Below are 25,908 nucleotides of genomic sequence, written 5' to 3'. Positions count from 1 at the left end.
GCCGGGATGACAGGATTGAGCTTCTAAAGCCCGCCCACGATCGTCATGCCGCTGAGCAGCCCGTCGCGGAAGTGATAGGTCAGCGTCGCCCGGGTGTCGCTCCAGACATGGCCGTCCGAGCTCTCGACCGAGTACTGGGCCTCGACGGTCAAGGTGTCGGCGGTTTCCGCGACGACCCGGATCAGCTGAATGTTGGGCAGGATGGTCGCGAAGATGCGGGCGAAATGGCCGATGACGGCTTCCCGGCCGGCCAGCGGCGGGCCGTCTTCCAGGGTGTTGGGCCACGCCGCCTCGGCATGGATCAGCGGGCGCATGCGCGCCAGGTCCCGCGCGTTGAAGGCGTCATAGGCCTCGTCCAGCAGGGCCTGTGGCGCGGTCATGACGCGCGACCGCCGTCATCGACGTCCTGCTCGGCGATCAGCCCGTGCTCGAGGCGATAGCGGACGGTGATCTCGCCGTCCTGCCATAGTCCGCCGCCGAGGCCCCGGGTCACCACGTGTATTCGCGCCTTCACCCGGCCGTCGGGCTCGAGCGCGTGGTCCAGCAGCGAAATCTCGAGCCGGACGGCTTCGAACAGGCGGATGAAGTGGCCGCGGACGGCCTCGAGGCCCTCGACCACACCGCCGTCCAGATTGTCGGCGAAGCGCGCGTCCGGGGCATAGCAGGCCACGATGGCGTCGAGGTCGCGGGCGTTGAGCGCGCGGTGCAGCCGGCGAAGCAGGGCTTCGACGGTGTCGAAGGCTTCGTATGGCTGCGCGATCCGATCCTCGTCGGGCGTCATGGGCCTAGATCCGGGTCTCCCGTGGAAACCACATCCATGCGCCAGAACAGGCCGTTGCGAAGCGTGTAACAATGCCGCACGCACATGTCCGACCACAGCTGGCCGGAGCGGTTCCAGACCACCTGGTTGGCGTCGACGACGATGCGATCGTCGTCGTCCACGTGGACCTCGACCGGCGTCGTCTCCACCCGGATCGAGGCGTCGTTATAGGCCCAGTAGTCGCGCACGGCCTCGGGGCTGGTCAGCAGCCCGCCGCGGGTCAGGTCCGGCCATTCCAGCTGGGGCGTGACCAGGGCGCGGAACGCTTCGAAGTCGCGCCGCTGGTTGGCGTCGTAGAGGCGTTGGATCAGCGCCTCGATCTGGGGCGGGGCCGGGCGCACGGCGACCTACGGGGCCGGCTTGTAGCCCGTCTCCACCTTCAGATAGGCGATCAGGTCGACGCGGTCCTTCGGGTCGTGCAGGCCGGCGAAGGTCATTTTGGTGCCGGGCAGGAACTCGCGCGGGCTGGCCAGCCACTTGTCCAGGTGCTCGGCGTCCCAGGTGAAGCCGGCGGCCTTCACGGCCTCGGAATAGGCGTAGCCGGGCTTCGACCCGGCCTTGCGCCCGAACACGCCGTGCAGGTTGGGGCCGGTCAGGTCAGGGCCGCCTTCCGTGATGGTGTGGCACGAGCGGCAGAGCGCGAACTTGCTCTGGCCGTTCGAAAGGTCGCCGGTGTTGTAGGGTGCGGGCAGGGCGGCCAGGGCGGCGGCCTTGTCGGTGTCGGTCGAGACCGCGGCGGCGGGGGCGTCGGCCGGGGGCGGAGCCTCGCCGGAGCCGCCGCCATCCTTCGAACAGGCCGAAACGACGAGGCAGAGAGCGGCCACGGCGGCCAGGTTCAACGTGCGCATGGTGGTCCCCGACAGACGTTTCGCCGCATGGTCTGCGACCGCGCGACGCATTCCAAACCCTTATAAAATCAGGGCCCCCAGCTTGTCACGGAACAATGTTCCTTAAGAGGGGCGCAAGCGGGGCCCTGCGACAATCGTCGGTATCTACGTGATTCTTCTCGTGAAAAGTGAAATCGCAAACCGTGGGTCTGCACATAAACGTTTGACGGTCGTTAACCATAAATCTTACCCATTTCTCACGGAGCGGGCTGGCTCCGGTTTGGGCTGGGAAACAAGATCATGGACTGGAGCGAAGAACGCACCGCGACGCTGAAGAAGCTGTGGCTCGAGGGCCTCAGCGCCAGCCAGGTGGCGCGCCACCTGGGCGGCGTCAGCCGTAGCGCGGTGATCGGCAAGGTGCACCGTCTGGGCATCACCGTCCGCGAGACTCCGGTCCGTCAGCGCATCACCACCGGCCGCGCTCCGACGCGGATCCAGGCCCGTCAGCGGCCGACCCGCGAAACTACCGCCGCTCCGCACGTCGCCCCGCGCTTCGAGCGCACCGAGGAGGACCTGCTGCCGACCTCGGGCATCCTGGGCCTGGGCGCCCACTCGTGCCGCTGGCCGATCGGCCATCCCGAGAACGACGACTTCGGCTTCTGCGGTCGTCCCAAGACCAGCGCTCGCGGATCGTATTGCGAGCAGCACAGCCAGGGCGCCTTCCGCCGCCTCGGCTCCAGCAAGGCCGTCGAGGCCTGGGCGCTCAAGGGCCTGAAGGAACGCGTCCAGCCTAGCCTGGCCTGAACGCCGTCCGCGCCTTCCACCGACATCCCCTCATCCTCGAGATCACCGAGCCGAAACCCATGAACATGGTCCTGATCGAGAACGCCGCCGGCAGCAGCCAAGTGATCACCATCATCGAGGAGTTCGCCGGCCACTCGGTGTCGCGCGACCTCAACCCCGGCGACCACGCCCGCATCCCGGTCACCCAGTTCAAGTCGATCACCGTGCGCGAGACCTATCCGGACGACTGGTTGACCCGCGCCCGCACCCGCAACCGCGCCTCCGCGGACGCTTGAGGTCGCTCCATACGGGTCAAATTCCCGCATAAATTGAAAGAGATGACCCCGCGAAGCCTTTCGCGGGGTTTTTCGTTTCCAGAACGGACACCGCAGATTGCGTGGTCGTTAACCTTGTGACACACAGATCGCCGTTTTGTGGGGGCGGAACAAATTATGCGTGAGGGGGACAGGCGCGAAGAGGGCAGGCGCGCCGACGTGGTCGACGACCACGCGCTGCCGTTACCAAGCTATCTCAGTTATCTGCTGTACCAGACCGAGCAGCATCGCCGCGCCATGGCGGCGGACCTGCTGGCCCGGCACGGCCTGACCTTCGCCAAGTGGGTGGCGATGATCTCGCTGCGCCGGTTCGGCGACCTGTCGATGACGCGGCTGGCCAAGCTGGCGGCCACCGACCGCACGACGCTGACGCGTTCGGTCGACAGCCTGATCGCCGACGGCCTGGTGGCGCGCGAGGCCTCGGCCAGCGACCGCCGCATCGTCGTCGTCTGCCTCACCGACACCGGCCGCACGCTGCTGGAGAAGATCCGCGCCGAGATCCGGCCGCTGAACCGCGACATCTGCTCCAACCTGACCACGGAAGAGCAGGCGGCCATGACCCGCTCGCTGCAGAAGATGCTGACCGGCCTGATCGTCGAGCCGGACTGGAAGCAGGACATCATCGCGTTCTCGACGCCGGCCCCGCCGGAAACGGCCTAGGGCTCAAGGCCGCTAGTCGTCGCCGCGAGGCTTCCCACGCATCGACTTCACGGTCGCGCGCTTGGTCTTGCCTTCCAGTCGCTTCAGCTTGCTGGAATAGGTGGGCTTGGTCGCCTTGCGGGGCTTGGGCTTTTCGGTGGCGCGGCGGATCAGCTCGACCAGGCGCTCCAAGGCCTCCTGGCGGTTCATCTCCTGCGAGCGGGAGCCTTGGGCGAACAGGATCAGCACCCCGTCCTGGGTCAGGCGACTGCCGGCCAGGGTCTCCAGCCGCGCCTTGACGTCCTCGGGCAGGGCGGGGGAGTTCCGGACGTCGAAGCGCAGCTCGATCGCCGTCGAGGTCTTGTTGACGTGCTGGCCGCCGGGGCCCGAGGCGCGCGTGGCCTTCCAGGCCAGCTCGTCCTCGTCGATCCGCAGCCAGGAGGTGATCTCGATCATCGCGGAACCGCGCGCCTGGCCTTGACCACCAGCTGGTCCAGCGCCTGCAGGAATCGCGAGCGGTCGGCGTTGGCGAAGGCGGCGGGGCCCTTGGTGACCTCGCCCATCGAGCGCAGGTGCTCGCCGATCGACCGTGAGGCCAGGGCCGAGCCGATCATGTCGGCCGAGAACACCCGGCCGTTCGGGGCCACCGCCGCGCCGCCGGCCTTCAGCACTCGGTCGGCCAGGGGGATGTCGTTGGTCACCACCACGTCGCCGGGACCGCAGCGCTCGGCGATCCAGTCGTCGGCGATGTCGGGACCGGCGTCGACCACCACCTGCTCGATCACCGGCGTCAGCGGCACGCGGATCCAGCTGTTGGACACCACGAAGGTCTTGAAGCCATGGCGGGCGGCGACCTTGTAACACTCGTCCTTCACGGGACAGGCGTCGGCGTCGATGAAGAGGGTGGCGGCCATCGGGGACCTGGACGAGCGTTTGGAAAAATGGTGCCGGCTGCAGGAATCGAACCCGCGACCTTCGGTTTACAAAACCGCTGCACTACCGCTGTGCTAAGCCGGCTTGCCCGGCGATCGCCGGACGGGCGTCTTCCTTAGCGAGGCGAGGGGACGCGGGCAATGGCTGGGATGCTCGCGCCTTGCGCTCGTCCCGCACGCTCGCTATGCCGGATGCGCAACCGGGGGTGGTTTGAAGTGCGCAGGCGTACATGGGCGGCGGTTGTCGTCGCCGGCATAGCGGGCCTGGCCGCCGGCCTGTACGGCTGGAAGGCCTACCAAGCCGACTGGGCGCGGCGCCACCCCGAAGCGGCGCGGATCGCCCGCTATGAGCGGATCTTCGACGTCGCCTGGAAGACGGTCGACGAGAAGTATTACGACCCGAAGTTCGACCATGCCCGTTGGCGCAAGATCCGCGACGCCTATCGGCCGCTGGTCAAGGCGCAGCCCTTCGAGATCGCGCTGTACATCAACGTGCTGGACAACATGCTGCGGCAGGCGGGAACGTCGCATGTGTCGGTGCTACCGCCGCCGACCCCGGTGATCACGTCCAATGGCGGCCAGGTCGCGACGGCGCCGCGACCGAAAAACGAAAGCTGCCTGGATGCGCCCAATAGAAGCGATTTCGGCTTCCACTTCACCGAGGTGCGTCGTCGGGGCGGGTCGTTCATGCTCGTGGACGCCGTGCGGCGTGGAAGCTCGGCCGAGCGGCTCGGGATCGCGCCAGGCGACGGCCTCCAGAAACTCGCCACGACCAATTCGCGCGACGGCTGCCCGCACGCCACCGTGATCTTGAGCCGGGGCGGCTCGTCCCGCCAGGTCGAGTTCGACCTGGAACGGGGCGAAAGGCCCGCCCCGCAAGCCCGAGCCGACCTTCCCAGCGGCGTTCGCGTGCTGCGGTTCGACGCGTTCGACAAGGCGTCGGTCGCCTGGCTGGCGCGCAACCTCGCCGATCCGCCCCCGCGCGGCATGATCCTGGATCTGCGGAGCAATAGCGGGGGCCTGGTGACGGCGCAGGTCGAGATCTCCAGCTATTTCCTGGAACCTGGAACGAACCTGGGCCGGTCGGTCGCGCGCCATTCGACTCGCTCCTCCGTCACACGCCAGTCCTCGATGCGATACGACGGACCGCTGGTGGTGCTGATCGGTCCGACAAGCGCCAGCGCCGCCGAGATCACGGCCTACGCCCTGCGATACCACCATCGTGGCCGCCTGGTCGGCGCCGAGACCGCCGGCGCGGTGCTGGCCGCTCGAAGCTATCCGTTGCCGGGCGGCGGTTTCGTCGACGTCGCCGTGGCCGACTACCTCACGCCCGATGGTCGCCGTCTCGAGGGCGTCGGCGTCAAGCCGGACCTTCCCGTCGCCCAGACGCTGGAGGCCGTCCGCGCCGGCCGCGACCTGCCGCTGGAGGCGGCCGAGCGGGCGCTGCTGGAAGGGCGTTGGCGGCCGTAAGCTCGTCGGAGCGCGGGCATAGAACCCCTCTCTCTTTGAGAGAGGGAGGGGCCCGCGCCGCAGGCGTGGGAGGGTGAGAGGTTAGGCGAAGCCGGTGGGGGAGAACCCCTCTCTCTTTGAGAGAGGGAGGGGCCCGCGCCGCAGGCGTGGGAGGGTGAGAGGTTAGGCGAAGCCGGTGGGGGATTTCGCGCATCTCGCTGAATTTTCAGGATTTATCGGTGGGCGGTGTAACCACTCACCCTCCCATGCTGCGCATGGGCCCCTCCCTCTCTCTCAGAGAGAGGGATGATGGAAGGCACGAGCGTTCAGCCCTTCTCGTCCTCGGTCCAAAAAACCGCCGTATGCTCTTCTCACCTCGTCGCGAGGAAAGGGCGCATGGCCAGCGACCGATTGCGGCGGCGGGGGGCGATCGAGCGGTGCAGGTCCGAGGGGGATACTCGGACGGTCCGGNCTCGTCGCGAGGAAAGGGCGCATGGCCAGCGACCGATTGCGGCGGCGGGGGGCGATCGAGCGGTGCAGGTCCGAGGGGGATACTCGGACGGTCCGGGGCTTCAGCGTGCTGGCTGAACCCGCCCGCCGTCGGCGTGGTTGAAGGCGAAAGGGTGTGTCTTAGCCTGTATTGGCTCGCTCTCTTCGACCTCCGGGAGCTTCCGGAAACGGAGGAGCCCGGGTCCCGGTAAGGCCTGAACAGGGCCACCTGACGGGACGCTGGCGGATAACGGTCGCGCGGAGCGTCTGGCTTCGTCGAAACGGTATCAAACTACTCACACTCCGGGCGGCGCCCGGCGCTCCGCGTCCCTTTCCATCCCTTCAGNATAACGGTCGCGCGGAGCGTCTGGCTTCGTCGAAACGGTATCAAACTACTCACACTCCGGGCGGCGCCCGGCGCTCCGCGTCCCTTTCCATCCCTTCAGCGGCAAGCCGCGTGAGGACGATGTCACTTGCCCCCACCTGACCACGCTGCGCGTGGTCGTCCGCCCCCGGAGGGGGCGGAAGGTTCGCGCGCCGTCCTTCTTTCCCCTCCGGGGAGGAGCGCCGCGGGCGCGGAGGGGGCCAGTGACCGGACCCTACAGATCGAACCGCACCCCTTGGGCCAGCGGCAACGCTCCCGAATAGTTCACCGTCGCCGTCTGTCGCCGCATGTACTGCTTCCAGCTGTCGGAGCCGCTCTCGCGGCCGCCGCCGGTCTCCTTCTCGCCGCCGAACGCGCCGCCGATCTCGGCGCCGGAGGGGCCGATATTGACGTTGGCGATGCCGCAATCGCTGCCCGCCGCCGACAGGAAGCCCTCGGCCTCACGGACGTCGTTGGTCATCACGCAGGAGGACAGGCCCTGGGGAACGTCGTTCTGGATCGCCACCGCCTCGTCGAAATCCGTATACGGAACGACGTGCAGCAGCGGGGCGAAGGTCTCGCGCCGCAGGCAAGGCGCGGGGGCCGGCAGTCGGGCCAGGGCCGGACGGACATAGAAGGCGTCCGGATGCTCGTCGATCAGCAGGCGTTCGCCGCCGCTGACGCTCCCGCCCTCGGCGCGGACTTGGTTCATGGCCTCGACGAACGCTTCGTAAGCGGCGCGATCGATCAGCGGGCCCAGCAGGGTCTTGGCCTGGCGCGGATCGCCGACCGGCAGGCGCTGGAAGGCCGCCTCGACGGCGCCCGAGACCTTGTCGACGAGGCTCTCGTGGACGATCAGGCGGCGCAGGCTGGTGCAGCGCTGGCCGGCGGTGCCGGCCGCCGAGAAGACGATGGCGCGCAGGGCCAGGGACAAGTCGGCCGAGGGGGCGACGATCATGGCGTTGTTGCCGCCCAGCTCCAGGATCGAGCGGCCGAAGCGTTCGGCGACCAGCGGCGCGAGCGCCTTGCCCATCCGGGTCGAACCGGTGGCGCTGACCAGCGGGATGCGCGGATCGCGAGCCAGGCGCTCGCCGGCGTCGCGACCGCCCAGGACAACGCAGGCCAGGCCTTCCGGCGCGTCCTCGAATCGGGCCAGGGCGCGTTGCAGGACGGCGTGGGTCGCCAGGGCGGTCAGCGGCGTCTTCTCGGACGGCTTCCAGATCACCGGATCGCCGCAGACCAGGGCCAGGCAGGCGTTCCAGGCCCAGACGGCGACCGGGAAGTTGAAGGCGCTTATCACCGCCACCGGGCCCAGCGGGTGCCAGGTCTCGCGCATGGCGTGGCCCGGCCGTTCGGAGGCGATCGTCAGGCCATGCAGCTGGCGCGACAGGCCGACGGCGAAGTCGCAGATGTCGATCATCTCCTGGACCTCGCCGGCCGCCTCCGAGGCGATCTTGCCGGCTTCCAGGCTGACCAGGGCGGCGAGGTCGGGCTTGGCGGCGCGCAGCTCCTCGCCGAACAGCCTAACCAGCTCGCCTCGGCGCGGGGCTGGGACGACGCGCCAGGCCTCGAAGGCGCGGCAAGCGGCGGCCACCTTGGCCTCGATCTCGCGGGCGTCGTCATAGGCCACGTGGGTTAGGATGGCGCCGTCGATCGGGCCGCGGACGGGCTGTCCGCCGTCGGCGGGCAGGGCGAGAACGCCCAGCTTGGCGAGCACCTCGCGAGCGTGGGCGGCGGGAGTCGGGAACGCTTGGGTCATGGGCCCGGAGGACACGCCCGAGGCGGAGCGGGGTCAAGTCCTCGACGTTGCATGCCATGCAACGAGCCGCTAGGGACGGGCCAGGCAGGAGAACCCCCATGACCCAGGCGACGATCATCGACGGCAAGGCCTTCGCGGCCGATCTGCGGGCCAAGGTCGCGCAGGAGGTCGCCGCCCTGAAAGCCGAGCACGGGATCACCCCCGGCCTGGCCGTGGTGCTGGTCGGCGAGGACCCCGCCAGCCAGGTCTATGTCCGCAGCAAGGGGCAGCAGACGCAGGAAGCGGGCATGTACTCCGAGACCCACCGCCTGCCGGCCGAAACCACGCAGGACGACCTGCTGGCCCTGGTCGCCAAGCTGAACGCCGATCCGAAGATCCACGGCGTTCTGGTCCAGTTCCCGGTGCCGCCGCACATCAGCCAAGCGGACGTCGTGGCGGCCCTGTCGCCGGACAAGGACGTCGATGGCCTGACCGTGACCAACGCCGGCCGCCTGGCCAGCGGCCTGCCGGCCCTGACCCCCTGCACGCCGCTGGGCTGCATGCTGCTGCTGAAGGACGTGGTCGACGACCTGAAGGGCAAGAACGCCGTGGTCATCGGCCGCTCGAACCTGATGGGCAAGCCCATGGCCCAGCTGCTGCTGGCCGCCGACTGCACCGTGACCATCGCCCACTCGCGCAGCCAGGACCTGCCAGGGATCGTTCGCCAGGCCGACATCGTCGTCGCCGCCGTCGGCCGGGCCGAGATGGTCAAGGCCGACTGGATCAAGCCGGGCGCGGTGGTCATCGACGTCGGCATTACTCGCTTCCCGGCCCGCGACCCGGAAGCCGCCGCGGCCGGCAAGACCCGACTGGTGGGCGACGTGGCCTTCGACGAGGCCAAGGCCGTGGCCGGCGCGATCACGCCGGTGCCGGGTGGCGTGGGGCCGATGACGATCGCCTGCTTGCTGGCCAACACGCTGACGGCCGCCAAGCGCCTGTCGGGGATCGCGTAATGAGAGCGGCGTTAGTCCTCGCCGCGTCCGCCCTGATATTCTCGGCTTGTGGGGCCAAGCCGCCGCCCCCGACACCCGAGCAGGCCCTGGCCCTGCGTCCGGCCGACGCTCGCCTGTCGGCGCTGTACGAGACCACGTGCCACGCCTGCCACGCCATTCCCGGCACGGGCGCGCCGCTGGTCCACGACCGCGCCGCCTGGGACCCGCGCTGGAAGCAGGGCGAGGCCGTGCTGCTGGACCACGCGGTGCAGGGCTTCAACGCCATGCCGGCCACCGGCCAGTGCGCGACTTGCACCCCCGCCGATTTCCAGGCCCTGATACGCTTCATGGCGGGGCGCGAAGACTCCGCGAAATAGAGAGCATGACAGCCGAAAGTGTCAGCGGTTTCGGCGCCCGTCATGCTCCAAGAAAAGTAAGAGGGGGCGGCATGATCTCCAGGCGCGGGGCCCTGATCGCGGGTGGAACCGGAGCGGCGGTGGTCGCCGGCGGCGCGGGCGCGGCCTATGTCGTCGCCACCGGAGACAAGCCCGAACCGCCGTCGCCGGCCTCGGTCGATCCCCGGGGCAAGCTGCTGTGGCGCAACTGGTCCGGCGTGCAGCACGCCTATCCCGCCGCCCGCCTGGCTCCCAAGGACGAGGGCGAGCTGGCCGCGATCCTCAAGGTCGCGCAGGCCCCGATCCGACCGGTGGGCGCCGGCCACTCCTTCACCGCCCTGGCCCCGACCGACGGGACCCTGGTCTCGCTGGACGCCATGGCCGGGATCGTCGGCTGGGAGGGCGACGAGGCCACCGTCCGCGCCGGCACGCGGCTGGGCGCCTTGGGTCCGCTGTTGGCCGAGAAGGGGCGGGCGCTGCCGAACCTGCCCGACATCAACAAGCAATCGCTGGGCGGAGCGCTGAGCACCGGCACCCACGGCACGGGCCAGACCATCAAGGCGCTGCACGGCGACGTCACCGGCCTGCGCCTGGTCACGCCCTCGGGCAAGGTCATCGACGCCGACGCGACCACGAACTCGGAAGTCTTCCAGGCCGCCCGCGTCTCGCTGGGGGCGCTGGGCGTCGTCACCCAGGTGCGGATCAGGACCAGCGCCAATCGCCGCCTGCGCCGCCGCGTCTGGCTGGAGCCGCTCGAAGAGGCCCTGGCCAAGGCCGAGCAGCGCTGGGCCCAACACCGCAACTTCGAATTCTACGCCGTGCCGTTCACCGGGCTGGCGGCCAATATCAGCCACGACGAGACCGACGATGCCGTCGAAGCGCGCGGACCCGACCAGGACACCGAGTTCCTTCAGGCCCTGCGGGGCCTACGCAACCTGCTGGGGTTCGCCACGCCGCTGCGCAAGGCGGCCGCCAAGGCCCTGCTGTCGAGCGTCAAGCCCGAGACCGCCGTCGACGAAGGCTGGAAGCTGCTGTCGACCGAACGGCCGGTGCGCTTCAACGAGATGGAGTTCCACCTGCCGGTCGAGAACCAGCTGAAGGCGCTGGCCGAGGTCGTCCGGACCATCGAGAAGGAGCGGCCGGACGTCTTCTTCCCGATCGAGGCGCGCCGCATCGCGCCGGACGACGCCTGGCTGTCGCCGTTCCAGGGCGGGCCGCGCGGCTCGGTGGCGGTGCACGCCTATTACCGCGACGACTTCAGCTTCCTGTATCAGCTGATCGAGCCAATCTTCCGGCGCTACGACGGCCGGCCGCACTGGGGCAAGCTGCACACGTTGAACGACGGGCAGCTGGCGGCGATCTATCCGCGCTGGAAGGACTTCCTGGCCGTGCGCCAGGGCCTGGATCCGGAAGGTCGGATGCTGAACCCGTACCTGAAAGGCCTGTTCGGCCTGACGTAACTAGGCGGCGTTGCCGAGATAGTCGGCGACCCGGGCTTCCAGCTCGGTGATCAGGGCCTTGCCCACGGGATGGGAGTCGACCTTGATGTCGTCGCGGACGCAGGCCTTGATCGCGTCGATATGGGCGTCGACCAGGAACATCGGCGCCGAAAGGCGGGTGTCCGGATCGTCGATCAGCTTGCACAGCGAGGCGGCCAGCCGAGTGATCAGCGGGAACTCGTAGGTGGCGCCCAGGCCCTTCAGGTCATGGGCGCGCAGATAAAGGGTCTCGACCGTCTGGGCATTCAGGCCCTCGGTGCGCACGCCCTGACGCGCGGCTTCCAGCTTGACGATCTCGTCATTCAGCCATTGGGCGAAGTTGCCGGACAGGCTTTTCAGCGCGGCCTCGGCCTTGGCGATCGCGGCCATGTCGATGCCGCCGCGCCCGCCCACCTTGAGCTTGAGCATGTTCGGCACCTGGATCACCTCAGCGGTGGTCTTATTCGTCACGGGTCGCCTCCCCAGCGGCGGATAGTTGGGAACTGCTAACATAGCAGGCGTTAATATTGAATGAGACCAGGGTTTCTGCGACCCAACGTCTCAGGGGGCAAATCAGGCGGAGAACTGTTCGGCCAGAACTCTTTCTTCCAGACTGCGGCCGGCGTCGAAAAGCATGGCGAGCGACGTGCCGCGGTCCTCGGAAATGTGGACCTCCATCACGTCGCGGACCTCGAAATTGTCGGCGACGGCGCTGACGGGACGCTTGTCGGCCTCCAGGATCTCGAAGGTCACGCGGGCCGACTGCGGCAGCAGGGCCCCACGCCAGCGGCGGGGGCGGAAGGCGCTGATCGGCGTCAGGGCCAGGACCCGGCCGTCGATCGGGATGATCGGGCCGTGGGCCGACAGATTGTAGGCCGTCGATCCGGCCGGGGTGGCCAGCAGGGCTCCGTCGCAGACCAGCTCGCCCATCCGCACCTTGCCGTCGATCGAGATGCGCAGCTTGGCGGTCTGGCGGGTCTGGCGCAGCAGCGAGACCTCGTTGATCGCCAGGGCCCGGTGCTGGGTCCGGCGCGAGTCGATGGCGACCATGGCCAGCGGATGGATGACGGCCCGTTCGGCGGCGTTGATCCGCTCCAGCAGGCCGTCCTCGCTGTACTCGTTCATCAGGAATCCGACCGAGCCGCGGTTCATGCCGTAGATCGGCGTCTGGCTGGCGATCGCCTCGTGCAGGGTCTCCAGCATGAAGCCGTCGCCGCCGAGCGCGACGATCGTCTGGGCGTTCTCCTCGCCGACATCGCCGTAGCGGGCCGTCAGGCGTTCGCGCGCTTCCTGGGCTTCGGGCCGATCGCTGGCCTTGAAGGAAAGGCGAGTCACGAACGGTTGCGGCTGGTACATGGCGCCAAAAGGCGGGAAGCCCGCCCGCTTGTCAAACGACAGCCTAGGCCGAGCCGACGGCCTGCCGGAATGCCATGCCGGCGATGTCCGGGGTGAACGGGCCGAAGGCGCTGGCAGCGCGCCGCACGCCCTCCTCGCCGCCGCCGGGACGGCCGCCATTCAGCTGGCGCACGTGCTCCAGGATGGTCGGAAACACGCTGCGGTCGATGCCCACGGCCGAGCAGGCCAGGGCCAGGAGTTCGGGACGTCCGCTGTCGATGGCGCGGCGGATCTGGGCGGCTTCGAACTTGCCCAGGCGCGCCAGGGCCATGACGAACAGCTGCAGGCGGCCCTCGCGCAGCACCCGCAGCAGATAGCCCGGCCTCAGCTGACCGGCGGAGTCGAGCTTCTCGATCAACGAGCGCTCCATTTCCTCGCGGTCCTCGTCGAGTTCGACCGGGCCGACCTCGCTGTCGGAGTCGCCGCGATGCGAGGCGCGAAGGGCCTCGTCGACCGCGGCCTGCATCTTGGTCGGGTCGAGGCTGAAGCGGCTGGTCAGGGTGTCGCGAAGCGTGCGGCCGACCAGCAGATAGAGCTGCTCGGCCAGCTCGCTGGAAAGCCTGGGGTGGCGCGCCAGCGGCGAGCGCAGGGCGACGATCTCGCGCGAACGGTCCACCAGGCGCCCCATGGCGTCGGGCGAGATCTCGGCCGTGTCGTTCGAGGCCAGCGCCGTCAGCACGGCCGGCTCGTCGCGGCTGAGGATCGCCTCGACCACCGGGGCGGGCAGCCTCGGGCGGCGGGCGATCTCGATCTGGTGCTCGAGCGTGGCCTGGACCAGCAGGCGGATCAGGTCGTGATCCTGCAGCACGGGGCTGCGGGCGATGATCGGGCGGGCGATCTCGATCTCGTCCAGCGCCATGATGTTGATCAGGGCCGAAGGCGCCCACTCGGCGTCGGCCAGGCGCTCGGACAGTCGGTGACGGATGTCGCGTTCGGCCTCGACCACCAGGGTCATGAAGATCGAATTGAGCAGGGCCTGGATGTCGGGATGGGTCGGCTCGCCGCTGGCCTGACCGGCCTCGCAGAGATCGATGATTCCGGTGAGCAGCCGCTCGCGATCTCCGGCCTCGCGACTGCGGGCCAGCTTCATGAGCGAAGCGATTTCGACGGCTTGGATGACCAGCCTCCTCGAATCCGGAAGACCCGATAAGGATGACCTTGCGGCCCCCAAATGAAAACATGCTTAAACAGGCCAAGAACACCGACGCCCTGGATTGCGTCGAGATGTCGCAAGCTTGAGCGGAGGATACGTGACCCAAGACCTGATCCTGGCTCTGGACCAGGGCACGACCAGCACCCGGGCCATCCTGTTCGACCGCGCCGGCCAACCCTTGGCTGAAGCTTCGCGGCCGTTGCGCCAGAGCTATCCCGCCGACGGCTGGGTCGAGCACGACGCCGAGGAGATCTACGCCGCCTGCGTGGCGGTGCTGCGCGAGGCGACGGAGAGCTCGGGCCGGCTGGCCGACGTCGCCGCGATCGGCATCACCAACCAGCGCGAGACGGTGGTGATCTGGGACCGCGAGACCGGCCGGCCGATCCATCCGGCGATCGTCTGGCAGGACCGGCGCACGGCGGAGGTCTGCGCCAAGCTGAAGGTCGAAGGTCACGAGCCGCGCGTGACGGAAGTGACGGGCTTGTTGCTGGATCCCTATTTCTCGGGGACCAAGGTCGCCTGGATCCTCGACAAGGTTCCCGGAGCTCGGGCTAGAGCCGAGGCCGGCGAACTCCTCTGCGGCACCATGGATTGCTGGGTGATCTGGCGGCTGACGGGCGGGGCGGTGCACGCCACCGACGCCACCAACGCCTCCCGCACCCTGCTGTTCGACATCGCCGCCCAGGCCTGGTCCGCGGAGATGCTGGACCTCTTCGACGTACCGGGCGCCCTGCTGCCCAAGGTGCTGGACTGCGTCGACGACTACGGCGCGACCGAGTCCACGATCCTGGGCCGCGAGGTCCCGATCCGAGGCGTGGCCGGCGACCAGCAGGCGGCGCTGATGGGGCAGGGGTGCGTGGCGCCGGGCCAGATGAAAGCCACCTACGGCACCGGCTGCTTCATGCTGATCAATACCGGCGAGGACCGCCCGATCTCGCGCTCGCGCCTGCTGACCACGGTGGCGGCGCGGGTGAACGGGCGGACGACCTATGCCCTGGAGGGCTCGATCTTCGTCGCCGGCGCCGCGATCCAATGGCTGGGCGAGGGGTTGGGGATCACCGGCGGTCCCCGCGCCGCCGAGGCCCTGGCGCGAGCGGCAAAGGCCGACCATGGCGTCGTCGTCGTGCCGGCGTTCACCGGTCTGGGCGCGCCGTGGTGGGACGCCGACGCGCGGGGCGGGATCTTCGGCCTGACCCGCGACGCCGGCCTGCCCGAGATCGCCGCCGCGACCTTCGACTCCTGCGCTTTGCAGAGCCGCGACCTGATCGAGGCGATGCGGGCCGACGCGCCCTCGGCGTTCGGCGAGGCCGCGCAGATGCGCATCGACGGCGGCATGTCCAAGAGCGCCTGGTTCTCTCAGCGCCTGGCCGACCTGACGGGCGTCCCGGTGCGACGGGCCAGCTATCAGGAGATGACCGCGTTGGGCGCGGCCCTGTTCGCGGGAGTGGGCGCGGGGCTCTACGCCTCGGTCGAGGAAGCCGCCGAAGTCAGCCCCGCCGCCGAGACCCTGACGCCGGGGATGAAGGAACACGAGCGCGAGGCGGCCTACGCCCGCTGGCTGGACGCCGTGCCCCGTGTGCGACTTTAGTCGCACTGAGGTTGCGGTGACATCGCTGTCATGATTTCTAGGCTCGAGCCTTGCCAGCTTGGGCCAATCAAGAAGCGGAGATCCGCCATGACTACCCGACGCGCCGTGCTGAGCGCCGGCGTCGCCCTGATCGCCGGAGGACGATCGATGATCGCGGAAGCCGCGCCCCCCGCCTATCCCCACATCGGCCGCGTCCGCCGCCTGTCGCCTGAACTAGACGAGATCATCGCGCCGGACGCGGTGATCGAACAGCTCGCCGACGGCATGATCTGGTCCGAGGGGCCGGTCTGGATCCGCGATGGCGGCTACCTGCTGTTCTCGGACGTGCCGGGCAACACGATGTACCGGTGGAGCGAGAAGGACGGCAAGACGGTCTTCCTCAAGCCGTCCGGCTATGACGGCCTGCCAACCACCGCCTTTCGCGAACCCGGCGTCAACGGCATGACCCTGGACCCCGCCGGCGAAGTCGTGCTCTGCGACCACGGCAACCGCGCGGTCTCGAGACTCGATCGAACCAGCAAGAAGAAGACGGTTATCGTGGACCGCTACCAGGGCAAGCGGTTCAACAGCCCCAACGACGTGATCGTCGCCCGGCGCGGCGCGCTGAAGGACACGCTCTATTTCACCGATCCGCCGTATGGTCTGGAGGGGCTCGACGCTTCACCGATCAAGGAACTGGCGTTCAACGGCGTCTATCTGCGCCGGCCGAACGGCGAGGTGGCGGTTGTCGACGACAAGCTGACCTTCCCGAACGGCCTAGCGCTGTCGCCGGACGAAAAGCGTCTCTATGTCGCCGTCTCGGATCCGAAGGGTCCAGTGATCATGGCCTACGACCTGGGGAGCGACGGCCTGCCGGCCAGTCGCAAGCTGTTCTTCGACGCCGCCGAGTTGCTGAAGGCCGGCGGGCCGGGCCTGCCTGACGGCATGCGGGTCGACGCCAAGGGACGGCTGTTCGCGACCGGGCCGGGCGGCGTGCTGATTCTGACGCCCGAGGCCAAGCTGCTGGGCGTGATCGAGACGGGCTTTCCGATCGCCAACTGCACGTTCGGCGACGACGGCAAGACGCTGTTCCTGACATCCAACCATGTCCTGGCGCGGCTGCGCACCAGGACGTCCGGCGCTGTCTGATAGGAGGACATCATGGATCCGATGAGCAAAAGAACCTTCCTCGCGGCCGGCCTCGCGGCGGGGGTCGCCGCGCTGCCGCTCCGCGCCGGCGCGGCCGATCCGAACCGCAAGCTGGGCTACGCGATTCTGGGTCTGGGCTATTATGCGACCCGGATCATCATGCCGCGGTTCGCCGAGTGCGAGCAGTCGCGCCTCGTCGCCCTGGTCAGCGGCACGCCCGAGAAGCTGAAGACCTTCGGCGAGCAGTATGGAATCCCGGAAAGCCATCGCTACAGCTACGAGACCTTCGACCGGATCGCCGACAATCCCGACGTCGATATCGTCTACATCATCACGCCCAACAGCCTGCACCGGACCTTCACCGAGCGGGCGGCTAAGGCGGGCAAGCACGTGATGTGCGAGAAGCCGATGGCGGCCACGGCGGCCGATTGCCAGGCGATGATCGCCGCCTGCAAGGCCGCCGGCCGCAAGCTGATGATCGGCTATCGCAGCCGCTTCCAGGCCCACAACATCGAGGCCATCAAGCTGGTGCGCGATGGCGCGCTGGGCCCTGTGCGGACGATAGTGGCCGACCATGGCTTCACGATCGGTGATCCCAAGCAATGGCGACTGAACAAGGCCCTGGCCGGCGGCGGCAGCCTGATGGACATCGGCATCTACAGCCTGAACGCCACTCGCTACCTGACCGGCGAGGAGCCGGTGGCCGTCAACGCCATGGAATCCACCGACCGCTCGGACCCGCGCTTCAAGGAGGTGGAGGATATCATCAGCTTCCAGCTTCTCTTTCCGTCGGGGGCGACGGCCAACTGCTATTCGGCTTACAGCGCGAACTTCAACCGTTACCGTGTCACCGGGCCCAAGGGCTTCGTCGAGATCGATCCGGCGACGAGTTACCAGGGCCAGTCGATGCGGACGCAGCTGGGCGGACCGCCTACGCCCCGCGAACCGGCGCCGACCAAGACGAACCAGTTCTCCGCCCAGCTGGACCATCTCTCGGAATGCATCCTGACCGGTCGCGAGCCGATCGTGTCGGGCGAGGAAGGACTGAAGGACCTGCGCATCATCGAGGCCATCTATCGGTCCGCGCGTGAGGGACGGACGGTGAAGCTGTGAGGACACTGGTCTTCATCGCCGCCTTGCTCTTGCCCGGCCTGGCGTTGGCCCAGCAGCAGATCCCGCTTTGGCCCAACGGCGCGCCGGGTTTCGAAAGCCGAAAGGCCATCCGCGAGCAGGCGGCCGACTATTGGCTAAAGAGCGTCAACAACCCCTCGGTCACGGCCTATCTGCCGCCAAAAGACGTCGCCAATGGCGCGGCTCTCGTCGTGCTGCCAGGTGGTGGTCACAGGATTCTGGTGATCACGTCCGAAGGCGCCGACGTCGCAAAGGTGATGAACCCCAAGGGCGTGGCGGTCTTCGTCGTGAAGTATCGGCTGTTCCGCGAGGAAGGCTCGCCGTACACGATCGACCATGCCCGCCAGGACGCCGTGCGGGCGGTTCGCTACGTGCGTAGCCATGCCGCTGAGTTCGGGATCGATCCCAAGCGGATCGGCCTGATGGGCTTCTCGGCCGGCGGCGAACTGGTGAACCTGGAAGTCTACCAAGGCGCGGCCAACGACCCGAAGACCGACGCCATCGACGAGGTCAGCGCCCGACCCGACTTCCAGGTGCTGGTCTACCCGGGGCCATTGGGCGTGCCGGACAAGGTCCCGGCCGACACGCCGCCGGCATTCATGATCGCCGCGAACGACGACGAATGCTGCTCCGCGCCGCTGGCGGATCTGCTGCCCAAGTTCCGCGCCGCCAAGGTTCCGGTCGAGCTCCACCTGTTCCAGGCCGGCGGCCATGCGTTCAACATGGGTCTCCGCAAGGAGCAGGCCTCGCTGAAGAGCTGGCCGAACCTGCTGATCAACTGGCTGAGTGACAACGGGTGGACGAAGCCGCGCTAGCAATTAACGATCGCTTTTGGGTTTAGGTGTAGCTTCCGGCTCTTCCTTTAATTGATTTGGGCCTTGTATGAGCCGGTTGAGCAACGCACTGCTTGGTGGCGGGGTCTTCGCGGTGGTTTTTGTCGGCTCGTCGCTGCTGCTCACCTACATGAGCACGGCGAAGAACCGGCCGATCGAGTTGGCGCAGGTCGGTGGACCGGCCAACCAGGCATTGGCCATCTTCGGCGAGACGCGGATGCGAGCTTTGCCAGGAAGACGCGCCCAGCCAGACGACCCGCAGGTCATGGAGGCAGAGCTGCAAGTGCTCCGGCTTCAAGCCGATGACGAGGGCGTCAATGTTTCCGATGACATGATCGCCCAGGCCCGGTCCGACGCGCCGTCCGCGCCGAACCAGGTCAAGCTCGCCGAGCTGCCCGGCAAGACTGGCGGGCGGTTGGTCTGCGCCTCGATGCTCATCGAGGGACACATTGCGCATTTCGCCACGACCTATCTGCCCGACGAGATCCGCGATCCGCAGCAGGCGATGTTGCCCGAATATATTCTCAGCGGCTGCGCCCAGGCTATTCGCGACCGGTCGCGACTTGTGACTCCAGCGGAATACGCCAAGGCGGTGATCCCGTCGCTGCCCGCCGGTCGCCAGTACGCCTCTGTACGCAAGGACTTCGAGAACCTAGCGAACAGCCGCTAGGGCGTCTCGTCCAGATACGCCTTCACCCGGGCGAACAGGTCCTCGAACATCGGCGTCGTCAGGCGGCCGGTGTTCGTGTTCAGCCGCGAGCAGTGATAGCTGTTGAAGATCCGATACGGCCCGGCTTGGAACTCCGAGCCGTGGCCGGGGATGCCGGCCGAGGCCTTTAGGCCCAGGGCCTTCAGCATATTGCGCCGGGAGACGTCGCCCAGAGTAACGATGGCCTTCAGGTTCGGAAACATCTCCAGCCGCGCCGTCAGGAACGGGCGACAATTGTTCTCCTCCGAGGTCTCGGGCTTGTTGCCGGGCGGGGCGCAACGGACGGCGTTGGTCACCGCGCTGCCGACCAGCTTCAGGGAATCGTCGGGCCGCGCCTCGAACTTGCCGGTGGCGAAGCCGAACTTGATCAGGGTCTCGTAGAGCAGGGTCCCGGCATAGTCGCCGGTGAACGGCCGGCCGGTGCGGTTTGCGCCCTTGCGGCCGGGGGCCAGACCGACGACCAACAGGCGGGCGTCCTTGTCGCCGAACGAGGGGGCCGGGCCGTTGAACCAGTCGGGATAGAGCGCGCGGTTCTCGAGCCGATAGGCCACTAGCCGCGGGCAGCGCGGACAGTCGCGCGGCGGTTCGGCGGGATTGGGAACGACCTCGCCGGCGATGTGGGAGACCTGGCTCATCTCAATACTCGTCGTCGGCTTCGCGTTCGGCCGGGGTGCGGTTGTCGGGGGAGGGACGCGGATGGACGCGCTGCGGCCGGCCGATGATGCCGCCCAGGTCGGAGAGGTCGACGAAGTTGTCGGCCTGGCGGCGCAGGTCGTCGCTGGTCATCGGCGGCTGGCTCTTCATCGTGGACACCACGGTGACGCGGCGACCCTTGCGCTGGACCGCCTCGACCAGGGCCCGGAAATCGCCGTCGCCCGAGAACAGCACCAGATGGTCGGCGGTCTCGGCCATCTGCAGCATGTCGACGGCGATCTCGATGTCCATGTCGCCGCGCCAGCGCTTGCGGCCTTGGCTGTCGGTGAACTCGCGGGCCGGCTTCGTCACCAGGGTGAAGCCGTTATAGTCCAGCCAATCGACCAGCGGCCGGATCGGCGAATAGTCGTCGTTCTCTGCGATGGCGGTGTAATAATAGGCCCGGATCAGGACGCCGCGCTTTTTGAACTCGTCGAGCAGCTTGCGGTAGTCGATATCGAAGCCCAGCGCCCGGGCGGCGGAATAGAGATTGGCCCCGTCGATGAACAGGGCGATGCGGTCGGTCGGATAGAAGGTCACGGTAATCCCTTGAAAAATCAGGTCGCTCAAAATGACTTGGACGAGGCCGTGATCGTGGCGCTCGGGTGCAATCTGGCGGGAGCCTATACGAGTCGCGAGGCCTTGTTGGAAGCCGCCCTGGCCGCGCTGCCCGACGAGGGATTGGCGCTGGTCGCGCGCTCGACCTGGTGGACCTCCGCCGCCTGGCCCGACCCGTCCGGGCCCGACTATTTGAACGGGGTGGCGATCGTCCGGACCGACCTTTCGCCCCATGAGACCCTGCGGACCCTGCATCGGGTCGAGGAACGGTTTGGGCGGGCGAGGGGAGCGGCAAACGCGTCGCGCACCCTGGATCTCGACCTCGTGGCCCATGGCCGCACGGTGCTGGACGACGACATCTGGGTGCCGCACCCGCGCGCCCACGAGCGCCTGTTCGTGATGGGACCGCTGGCCGAGCTGGCCTCGGCCTGGATCCATCCGGTCAGCGGCGAGTCCGCCTTCCGCCTGGCGGCCACCGCCAGAGTGGGGCGCGACGCGCGCTCCATTGCCAAAGTTTAATCCCCACGCGGATCGAGCGGCGCCCATAGTCCGGCCAAATTTCCGCATCAGGCGTCCCGGCATAGGGACGCCTCCAGGATTGGCTCGATGAAACTGACCCGCTCGCTGCTCGCTTGCGCCGCCGTCTGTGCGCTACTCACCGCCACTCCAGCCGCCTTCGCCCAGAGCGGCAAGAGCGGCGTCGACCTGGCCTCGATCGACAAGGCGATCAAGCCGGGCGACGACTTCTGGACCTATGCGAACAACGCATGGATCAAGACCCACCCGATCCCCGCCGACCGCAGTCGCTACGGCATCACCGCCGTGATGGTCGAGGAGGCCAACAAGCGCACGGTCGACCTGATCCAGGACGCCGCCAAGGGCGGGGCCGGCGACGGCAAGAAGGTCGGCGACTACTACGCCAGCTACATGGACGAGGCGGCCATCGAGGCGAAGGGTCTGACGCCGCTGAAGGCCGACTTGGCGCGCATCGCCGCCATCAAGGACAAGCGGCAGCTGGCGACCGTGCTGGGCGGCAACATCCGCGCCGACGTCGACGCCCTGAACGCCACCGACTTCTACACCGACAACGTGCTGGGCCTGTGGGCCTCGCCGGCGTTCGACGATACCAGCAAGTACGCGCCGTTCCTGCTGCAGGGCGGCCTGGGCATGCCCGACCGCGAGTACTACGTCTCGGATAAGGCCTCGATGGTCGAGGCGCGGACCAAATACCTGGCCCACGTCGAGAAGATCCTGACCCTGGGCGGCGTCGCCGATCCGGCGGCCAAGGCCAAGGCGATCATGGCGCTGGAAACCCAGTTGGCCGAGGCGTCGGGCACGCGCGCCGACAGCGCCGACGTCCAGAAGGCCAACAACAGCTGGACCCCGGCCGACTTCGCGGCCAAGGCGCCGGGTCTGGACTGGAACGCCTTCTTCGCCGCCGCCAAGCTGTCGAGCCAGCCGCGCTTCATCGTCTGGCACCCGACCATGGTCACGGGGCTCGGCCAGGCGGTGGCCGGCGTCTCGCTGGAGACGTGGAAGGATTACCTGACCTTCCACCTGCTGGACCACTACAGCAACGTCATGCCCAAGGCCTTTGTCGATGAGCGCTTCGCCTTCTACGGCCAGGCGCTGCAGGGCACGCCGGCCCTGTCGCCCCGTTGGAAGCGCGCCGTGGGCTCGACCAACGCCGTGCTGGGCGAGGCGGTCGGCAAGCTCTATGCCGACAAGTACTTCTCGCCCGAGGCCAAGGCCCAGGTCACGGCCATGGTCGACAACATGAAGGTCGCCTTCGAGAAGCGCATCGACGGCCTGGACTGGATGGCGCCCACCACCAAGGCCGAGGCCCGCAAGAAGGTTGCGGTGCTGAAGGTCGGCGTCGGCTATCCCGACCAATGGCGCGACTATTCCGGCTACGCGGTGGTGCGCGGCGACGCCTTCGGCAACGTCAAGCGTTCGGAAGAGTTCGACTATGCGACCGCCCTGGCCAAGCTGGGCAAGCCGGTCGATCGCGGCGAGTGGGTAATGACCCCGCAGACGGTCAACGCCGTGAACCTGCCGATGCTGAACGCCCTGAACTTCCCGGCCGCCATCCTGGCCCCGCCGAACTTCGACCTGAATAACGACGCGGCCGCCAACTACGGCGCGACCGGCGCCACGATCGGCCACGAGATCAGCCACAGCTTCGACGACCAGGGCGCGCAGTTCGATAGCGAAGGCCGGTTGCGCAACTGGTGGACCCCGGCCGACTTCGACCACTTCCAGAAGGCGGGCGCTTCGCTGGCCGATCAGTTCGACACCTACAAGCCGTTCCCGGACCTGGCGGTGAACGGCAGGCAGACGCTCAGTGAAAACATCGCCGACGTCGCCGGCCTCGGCGCGGCGCTGGACGCCTACCATGCCTCGCTGGGCGGCAAGCCCGCGCCGGTGATCGACGGCATGACCGGCGACCAGCGCTTCTTCCTGGCCTATGCACAGAGCTGGCTGGGCTATTCGCGCCCGGCGGCCCTGCGTCAGCAACTGATCACCGACGGCCATGCGCCCGATCAATATCGTGCCTCAACCGTGCGCAATCTCGACGACTGGTATGCCGCGTTCGGTATCAAGCCGGGCGACGCGCTGTACCTGCCGCCCGAAAAGCGCGTGAAGGTCTGGTAGTCATGGCGGTGGGACAGGGTAGACTTTGACTCGCGAAGGGGGCATAAGCGCCCCCTCGCGAAAGCTGGAACATCGTGCGCGGCGTTGCGTGTCGCCGCACGGAAGCCTATTTTGCGTTTGCTAATCGGCAGCCCGAGGAATTCATGGCCCGCGTCACCGTCGAAGATTGCGTCGAGAAGGTTCCGAACCGCTTCTCGCTGGTCCTGCTGTCGGCGCACCGCGCGCGCGGCATCTCAGCCGGTGCGGCCCTGATGGTCGATCGCGACAACGACAAGAACCCCGTCGTCGCCCTGCGTGAGATCGCCGACGACGTGATCGACCACGAGGCTCTGAAGGAACACCTCATCAGCACGCTGCAGCGCGTCGATGAGCACACCGAAGCCGAGGAAGAGGCCGAGACCCTGGCCCTGTTGGCCGATCCGAGCCACATGCAGATGAGCGAACTGGAACTGGTTCGCGCGCTGCAGAGCGACCGCGATGGTGGTCAGGAGGAGCGGTACTGAGCCCCGAAGGCGCAGACCCTCTGATCCTAGAAGCGGCTCCAGACACCGCTCCGTCTGAACGCGCGCCGGATTCGTCTCCCATGGGGGCCGAATCCGGCGCGTCTTCGTCTCCGGCTCCCGCCGTCGAGACCTCCGCGGTCAAACCGCGCAAGTTCCTTCGTCAATACGAACTGATCGAACGGGTTCACGCCTATGACCCGACCGCTGACGAGGCGCTGCTGAACCGCGCCTATGTCTACGCCATGCGCATGCACGGCTCGCAGACTCGGGCCAGCGGCGACCCGTACTACGCCCACCCGATCGAGGTGGCGGGCATCCTCACCGAGTACCGGCTGGACACCGCGACCATCGTCACGGCTCTGCTGCACGACGTGATCGAGGACACCCCGGTCACCAAGGAAGAGATCGCCAAGCTGTTCGGCGACGAGATCGGCGAGCTGGTCGAGGGCGTCACCAAGCTTTCGAAGCTCGAGCTGCAGGCCGAGCACATGCGCCAGGCCGAGAACCTGCGCAAATTCATCCTGGCCATCTCCAAGGATGTCCGCGTCCTGCTGGTCAAGCTGGCCGACCGTCTGCACAACATGCGGACGCTGCACTTCATCAAGAACCAGGCCAAGCGCGAACGCATCGCCCGTGAGACGCGCGATATCTACGCGCCGCTGGCTCGCAACATCGGCTGCCACAGGATCTGCGTCGAGCTGGAGGAGCTGTCCTTCCAGCACACCAATCCGGTGGCTCGCGACGCGATCATGCGCCGGCTGGACTCGTTGCGCGAAGAGCAGGGCGGGGCGGTGGCCATGGTCAGCCAGGAGATCGCCGCCCGCCTGGAAACCTCCAACCTGCCGGCCCGGGTCTTCGGCCGCGAGAAGTCGCCGTATTCGATCTGGCGCAAGCTGCAGCGCAAATCGATCGGCTTCTCGCAGATGTCGGACATCTACGCCTTCCGCGTGATCGTCGACAGCGAAGAGGACTGCTACCGCGCCCTGGGCGTCGTGCATCGGGCCTGGTCCAGCGTGCCCGACCGCTTCAAGGACTACATCTCGACTCCGAAGCGGAACAACTATCGCTCGCTGCACACCACCGTGGTCGGTCCGCGCGGCATGCGCATCGAGATGCAGATCCGCACGGAATCGATGGACCGCGTCAACGAAGAGGGCGTCGCCGCCCACTTCCGCTACAAGGACGCCTCCTACGGCCTGGATCTCGAAGGCATGGAGGCCGCCGGCGGCCGCGACCCGCTGGCCAACCTGCGCCAGCTGGTCCAGGTGCTGGAGCACGGCGGCGACTCCGAGGAGCTGGTCGAACACGCCAAGCTCGAAATGTTCCTCGACCAGGTGTTCGTCTTCACCCCCAAGGGCAAGCTGGTCAGCCTGCCACGCGGCGCGATGCCGCTGGACTTCGCCTATGCCGTCCACACCGACGTCGGCGACACCTGCATCGGCGTGAAGGTCAACGGCGAGCTGAAGCCGCTGCGCACGGTGCTGGTCAATGGCGACGTGGTCGAGGTGGTGCGCGGCTCCAAGCCCGTGGTGCCGCCGGACTGGCGTTCGCTGACGGTCACCGGCCGGGCGCGCTCGGCCATCCGCCGCCACATCCGCCAGGCCGAGAAGGAAGAGTTCCTGCGCCTGGGCAAGGCGCTGCTGGAGCAGGTCTTCGAACGCGCCGGCAAGAAGCTGAAGGACGTATCGCTGCGGCCGATCCTGGAGCGCTTCGCCCTCGACGCCGACGAGGCGCTGTATGACGCCGTCGGCCGTGGTCGCATCTCGCCCAGCCAGGTGCTGGAGACCGCCTATCCGGGCATGAAGGACGCCGATCGCGAAGCCGCCACGGCGCGCCGCAAGATCGAGGGCGGCAAGGGCGCGACGCTGTACGTGCGCGGCGGCGGACTGACGCCGGGCGTGTCGCTGCACTTCGCCCACTGCTGCAGCCCCGTGCCGGGCGACCGCATCGTCGGCATCCTGCGCGAGGACGGAGAGGGGCTGGACGTCCATACGATCGACTGCCCGCGCCTGGCCGAGTTCGAGGACCGCGAGGAGCTGTGGCGCGACCTGAACTGGACGCCCGAGGCCGAGCGCCAGACGATCTCGCTGACCCGCCTGCACGCCACGATCCAAAACGCGCCCGGCGTGCTGGGCCAGGTCTGCACGATCATTGGCGAGGCCGGCGGCAACATCGTCAACCTGCGCATGCACCACCGGCAGAGCGACTTCTTCGACACCGACATCGACGTCGAAGTGCGAGACGCCAAGCACCTGACCAACATCTCGGCCGCCCTGCGGGCCTGCCCGTCGGTCGAGACGGTGGACCGGACGCGCGGCTAG

Annotated in this window: 27 protein-coding genes, 1 tRNA gene and 2 pseudogenes; 16 read left to right on the top strand and 14 right to left on the bottom strand. The window is 68.0% G+C overall.

The window, feature by feature from the left end; translation table 11 throughout:
- Window positions 1-23: 23 nt before the first annotated feature.
- From ASC70_RS17565 to ASC70_RS17550, 4 genes are read right to left on the bottom strand one after another with little or no spacing between them, the layout of a single operon-like run.
- Window positions 24-380, bottom strand: coding sequence for a nuclear transport factor 2 family protein (locus tag ASC70_RS17565; RefSeq protein ID WP_047413398.1), 357 nt, complete (start codon window positions 378-380; stop codon window positions 24-26).
- The gene (locus tag ASC70_RS17560; protein WP_052196995.1) at window positions 377-781 is read right to left on the bottom strand and encodes a nuclear transport factor 2 family protein; all 405 of its coding nucleotides are present in this window, start codon (window positions 779-781) and stop codon (window positions 377-379) included. Before ASC70_RS17560 ends, ASC70_RS17565 begins: the two co-directional genes overlap by 4 nt.
- The gene (locus ASC70_RS17555; protein ID WP_056052439.1) at window positions 778-1,161 is read right to left on the bottom strand and encodes a nuclear transport factor 2 family protein; all 384 of its coding nucleotides are present in this window, start codon (window positions 1,159-1,161) and stop codon (window positions 778-780) included. The genes ASC70_RS17560 and ASC70_RS17555 overlap by 4 nt, the downstream gene beginning before the upstream one ends.
- 6 nt (window positions 1,162-1,167) lie before the next feature.
- Window positions 1,168-1,668, bottom strand: a complete 501-nt coding sequence (locus tag ASC70_RS17550) for a cytochrome c family protein (RefSeq protein ID WP_056052435.1) — start codon at window positions 1,666-1,668, stop codon at window positions 1,168-1,170.
- A gap of 279 nt (window positions 1,669-1,947) precedes the next feature.
- On the opposite strand from ASC70_RS17550, the gene ASC70_RS17545 reads away from it, so the two are divergent.
- The 3 genes from ASC70_RS17545 (at window position 1,948) to ASC70_RS17535 (ending at window position 3,425) form a co-directional block, all read left to right on the top strand.
- Entirely contained in the window at window positions 1,948-2,451 is a 504-nt protein-coding gene (locus tag ASC70_RS17545) for a GcrA family cell cycle regulator (RefSeq protein WP_047413403.1), read from the top strand.
- 59 nt (window positions 2,452-2,510) lie between these two features.
- On the top strand, window positions 2,511-2,726 hold the full coding sequence (locus tag ASC70_RS17540; RefSeq protein WP_047413405.1) for a hypothetical protein: 216 nt from the start codon (window positions 2,511-2,513) through the stop codon (window positions 2,724-2,726).
- A 156-nt stretch (window positions 2,727-2,882) separates the two neighbouring features.
- Window positions 2,883-3,425: a MarR family winged helix-turn-helix transcriptional regulator gene (locus tag ASC70_RS17535; protein ID WP_047413407.1), complete on the top strand. Its 543-nt coding sequence runs from the start codon at window positions 2,883-2,885 to the stop codon at window positions 3,423-3,425.
- A gap of 12 nt (window positions 3,426-3,437) precedes the next feature.
- On the opposite strand, the gene arfB is transcribed toward ASC70_RS17535, so the two are convergent.
- From arfB to ASC70_RS17520, 3 genes are all read right to left on the bottom strand, one after another.
- The gene (arfB, locus tag ASC70_RS17530; RefSeq protein ID WP_047413408.1) at window positions 3,438-3,860 is read right to left on the bottom strand and encodes an alternative ribosome rescue aminoacyl-tRNA hydrolase ArfB; all 423 of its coding nucleotides are present in this window, start codon (window positions 3,858-3,860) and stop codon (window positions 3,438-3,440) included.
- Window positions 3,857-4,318 carry a YaiI/YqxD family protein gene (locus ASC70_RS17525; protein WP_047413409.1) on the bottom strand — a complete coding sequence of 154 codons (462 nt, stop codon included), beginning with the start codon at window positions 4,316-4,318 and terminating at the stop codon, window positions 3,857-3,859. The genes arfB and ASC70_RS17525 overlap by 4 nt, the downstream gene beginning before the upstream one ends.
- Window positions 4,319-4,346: 28 nt before the next feature.
- Window positions 4,347-4,421, bottom strand: a tRNA-Thr gene (locus tag ASC70_RS17520).
- Between the two features lie 131 nt (window positions 4,422-4,552).
- On the opposite strand from ASC70_RS17520, the gene ASC70_RS17515 reads away from it, so the two are divergent.
- Window positions 4,553-5,806: a S41 family peptidase gene (locus ASC70_RS17515; protein WP_056052432.1), complete on the top strand. Its 1,254-nt coding sequence runs from the start codon at window positions 4,553-4,555 to the stop codon at window positions 5,804-5,806.
- Between the two features lie 451 nt (window positions 5,807-6,257).
- Here ASC70_RS17515 and ASC70_RS26020 read toward each other — a convergent pair.
- Both ASC70_RS26020 and ASC70_RS17510 read right to left on the bottom strand, forming a co-directional pair.
- A pseudogene (locus ASC70_RS26020) lies at window positions 6,258-6,563 on the bottom strand (hypothetical protein); the annotation flags it as partial.
- Between the two features lie 310 nt (window positions 6,564-6,873).
- Window positions 6,874-8,397, bottom strand: a complete 1,524-nt coding sequence (locus ASC70_RS17510; protein ID WP_056052429.1) for an aldehyde dehydrogenase family protein — start codon at window positions 8,395-8,397, stop codon at window positions 6,874-6,876.
- Window positions 8,398-8,495: 98 nt separating this feature from the next.
- Here ASC70_RS17510 and ASC70_RS17505 point away from each other — a divergent pair, with 98 nt between their 5' ends.
- The 3 genes from ASC70_RS17505 (at window position 8,496) to ASC70_RS17495 (ending at window position 11,223) form a co-directional block, all read left to right on the top strand.
- On the top strand, window positions 8,496-9,389 hold the full coding sequence (locus ASC70_RS17505; RefSeq protein WP_056052426.1) for a bifunctional methylenetetrahydrofolate dehydrogenase/methenyltetrahydrofolate cyclohydrolase: 894 nt from the start codon (window positions 8,496-8,498) through the stop codon (window positions 9,387-9,389).
- Complete coding sequence (locus tag ASC70_RS17500; protein ID WP_056052423.1) at window positions 9,389-9,745, top strand: cytochrome c5 family protein; 357 nt, start codon at window positions 9,389-9,391, stop codon at window positions 9,743-9,745. Before ASC70_RS17505 ends, ASC70_RS17500 begins: the two co-directional genes overlap by 1 nt.
- Window positions 9,746-9,816: 71 nt before the next feature.
- Window positions 9,817-11,223 (top strand): D-arabinono-1,4-lactone oxidase, encoded by a 1,407-nt coding sequence (locus tag ASC70_RS17495; protein WP_056052418.1) that lies wholly within the window; start codon window positions 9,817-9,819, stop codon window positions 11,221-11,223.
- Here ASC70_RS17495 and ASC70_RS17490 read toward each other — a convergent pair whose 3' ends face one another.
- From ASC70_RS17490 to ASC70_RS17480, 3 genes are all read right to left on the bottom strand, one after another.
- Window positions 11,224-11,712 (bottom strand): Hpt domain-containing protein, encoded by a 489-nt coding sequence (locus tag ASC70_RS17490; protein WP_047413420.1) that lies wholly within the window; start codon window positions 11,710-11,712, stop codon window positions 11,224-11,226. It abuts the gene before it with no gap.
- Between the two features lie 102 nt (window positions 11,713-11,814).
- A complete protein-coding gene (locus ASC70_RS17485) occupies window positions 11,815-12,597 on the bottom strand; it encodes an NAD kinase (RefSeq protein WP_047413422.1) in 783 nt (260 codons plus the stop codon).
- Window positions 12,598-12,640: 43 nt separating this feature from the next.
- Window positions 12,641-13,726 carry a DUF2336 domain-containing protein gene (locus ASC70_RS17480; protein WP_047413424.1) on the bottom strand — a complete coding sequence of 362 codons (1,086 nt, stop codon included), beginning with the start codon at window positions 13,724-13,726 and terminating at the stop codon, window positions 12,641-12,643.
- Window positions 13,727-13,886: 160 nt separating this feature from the next.
- Between ASC70_RS17480 and glpK the strand changes: the two genes are divergently transcribed.
- The 5 genes and pseudogenes from glpK (at window position 13,887) to ASC70_RS17455 (ending at window position 19,139) form a co-directional block, all read left to right on the top strand.
- Window positions 13,887-15,377, top strand: coding sequence for a glycerol kinase GlpK (gene glpK, locus ASC70_RS17475; RefSeq protein ID WP_056052416.1), 1,491 nt, complete (start codon window positions 13,887-13,889; stop codon window positions 15,375-15,377).
- Window positions 15,378-15,464: 87 nt separating this feature from the next.
- On the top strand, window positions 15,465-16,505 hold the full coding sequence (locus tag ASC70_RS17470; protein WP_056052413.1) for an SMP-30/gluconolactonase/LRE family protein: 1,041 nt from the start codon (window positions 15,465-15,467) through the stop codon (window positions 16,503-16,505).
- Window positions 16,415-17,618 (top strand): annotated as a pseudogene (locus ASC70_RS17465) (Gfo/Idh/MocA family protein). Before ASC70_RS17470 ends, ASC70_RS17465 begins: the two are co-directional and overlap by 91 nt.
- On the top strand, window positions 17,615-18,451 hold the full coding sequence (locus tag ASC70_RS17460) for an alpha/beta hydrolase (protein WP_056052406.1): 837 nt from the start codon (window positions 17,615-17,617) through the stop codon (window positions 18,449-18,451). Before ASC70_RS17465 ends, ASC70_RS17460 begins: the two are co-directional and overlap by 4 nt.
- Window positions 18,452-18,527: 76 nt before the next feature.
- Complete coding sequence (locus tag ASC70_RS17455; RefSeq protein ID WP_156396245.1) at window positions 18,528-19,139, top strand: hypothetical protein; 612 nt, start codon at window positions 18,528-18,530, stop codon at window positions 19,137-19,139.
- Here ASC70_RS17455 and ASC70_RS17450 read toward each other — a convergent pair.
- Together ASC70_RS17450 and ASC70_RS17445 are read right to left on the bottom strand one after the other, a co-directional pair.
- On the bottom strand, window positions 19,136-19,813 hold the full coding sequence (locus tag ASC70_RS17450; protein ID WP_056052400.1) for a uracil-DNA glycosylase: 678 nt from the start codon (window positions 19,811-19,813) through the stop codon (window positions 19,136-19,138). The two genes, ASC70_RS17455 and ASC70_RS17450, sit on opposite strands and share 4 nt — an antisense overlap.
- 1 nt (window position 19,814) lies before the next feature.
- Complete coding sequence (locus ASC70_RS17445; RefSeq protein ID WP_056052397.1) at window positions 19,815-20,411, bottom strand: NYN domain-containing protein; 597 nt, start codon at window positions 20,409-20,411, stop codon at window positions 19,815-19,817.
- A 48-nt stretch (window positions 20,412-20,459) separates the two neighbouring features.
- Here ASC70_RS17445 and folK point away from each other — a divergent pair, with 48 nt between their 5' ends.
- From folK to ASC70_RS17425, 4 genes are all read left to right on the top strand, one after another.
- A complete protein-coding gene (folK, locus tag ASC70_RS17440) occupies window positions 20,460-20,948 on the top strand; it encodes a 2-amino-4-hydroxy-6-hydroxymethyldihydropteridine diphosphokinase (RefSeq protein WP_162247239.1) in 489 nt (162 codons plus the stop codon).
- An 87-nt stretch (window positions 20,949-21,035) separates the two neighbouring features.
- Window positions 21,036-23,084, top strand: coding sequence for a M13 family metallopeptidase (locus ASC70_RS17435; protein WP_056052391.1), 2,049 nt, complete (start codon window positions 21,036-21,038; stop codon window positions 23,082-23,084).
- A 143-nt stretch (window positions 23,085-23,227) separates the two neighbouring features.
- Window positions 23,228-23,587 carry a DNA-directed RNA polymerase subunit omega gene (gene rpoZ, locus ASC70_RS17430; protein WP_047413437.1) on the top strand — a complete coding sequence of 120 codons (360 nt, stop codon included), beginning with the start codon at window positions 23,228-23,230 and terminating at the stop codon, window positions 23,585-23,587.
- A gap of 80 nt (window positions 23,588-23,667) precedes the next feature.
- Entirely contained in the window at window positions 23,668-25,908 is a 2,241-nt protein-coding gene (locus ASC70_RS17425) for a bifunctional (p)ppGpp synthetase/guanosine-3',5'-bis(diphosphate) 3'-pyrophosphohydrolase (protein WP_047413439.1), read from the top strand.

Source organism: Caulobacter sp. Root343, assembly GCF_001425745.1.
Lineage (GTDB): Bacteria > Pseudomonadota > Alphaproteobacteria > Caulobacterales > Caulobacteraceae > Caulobacter.
This window is presented reverse-complemented; position numbering and strand designations above follow the sequence as displayed.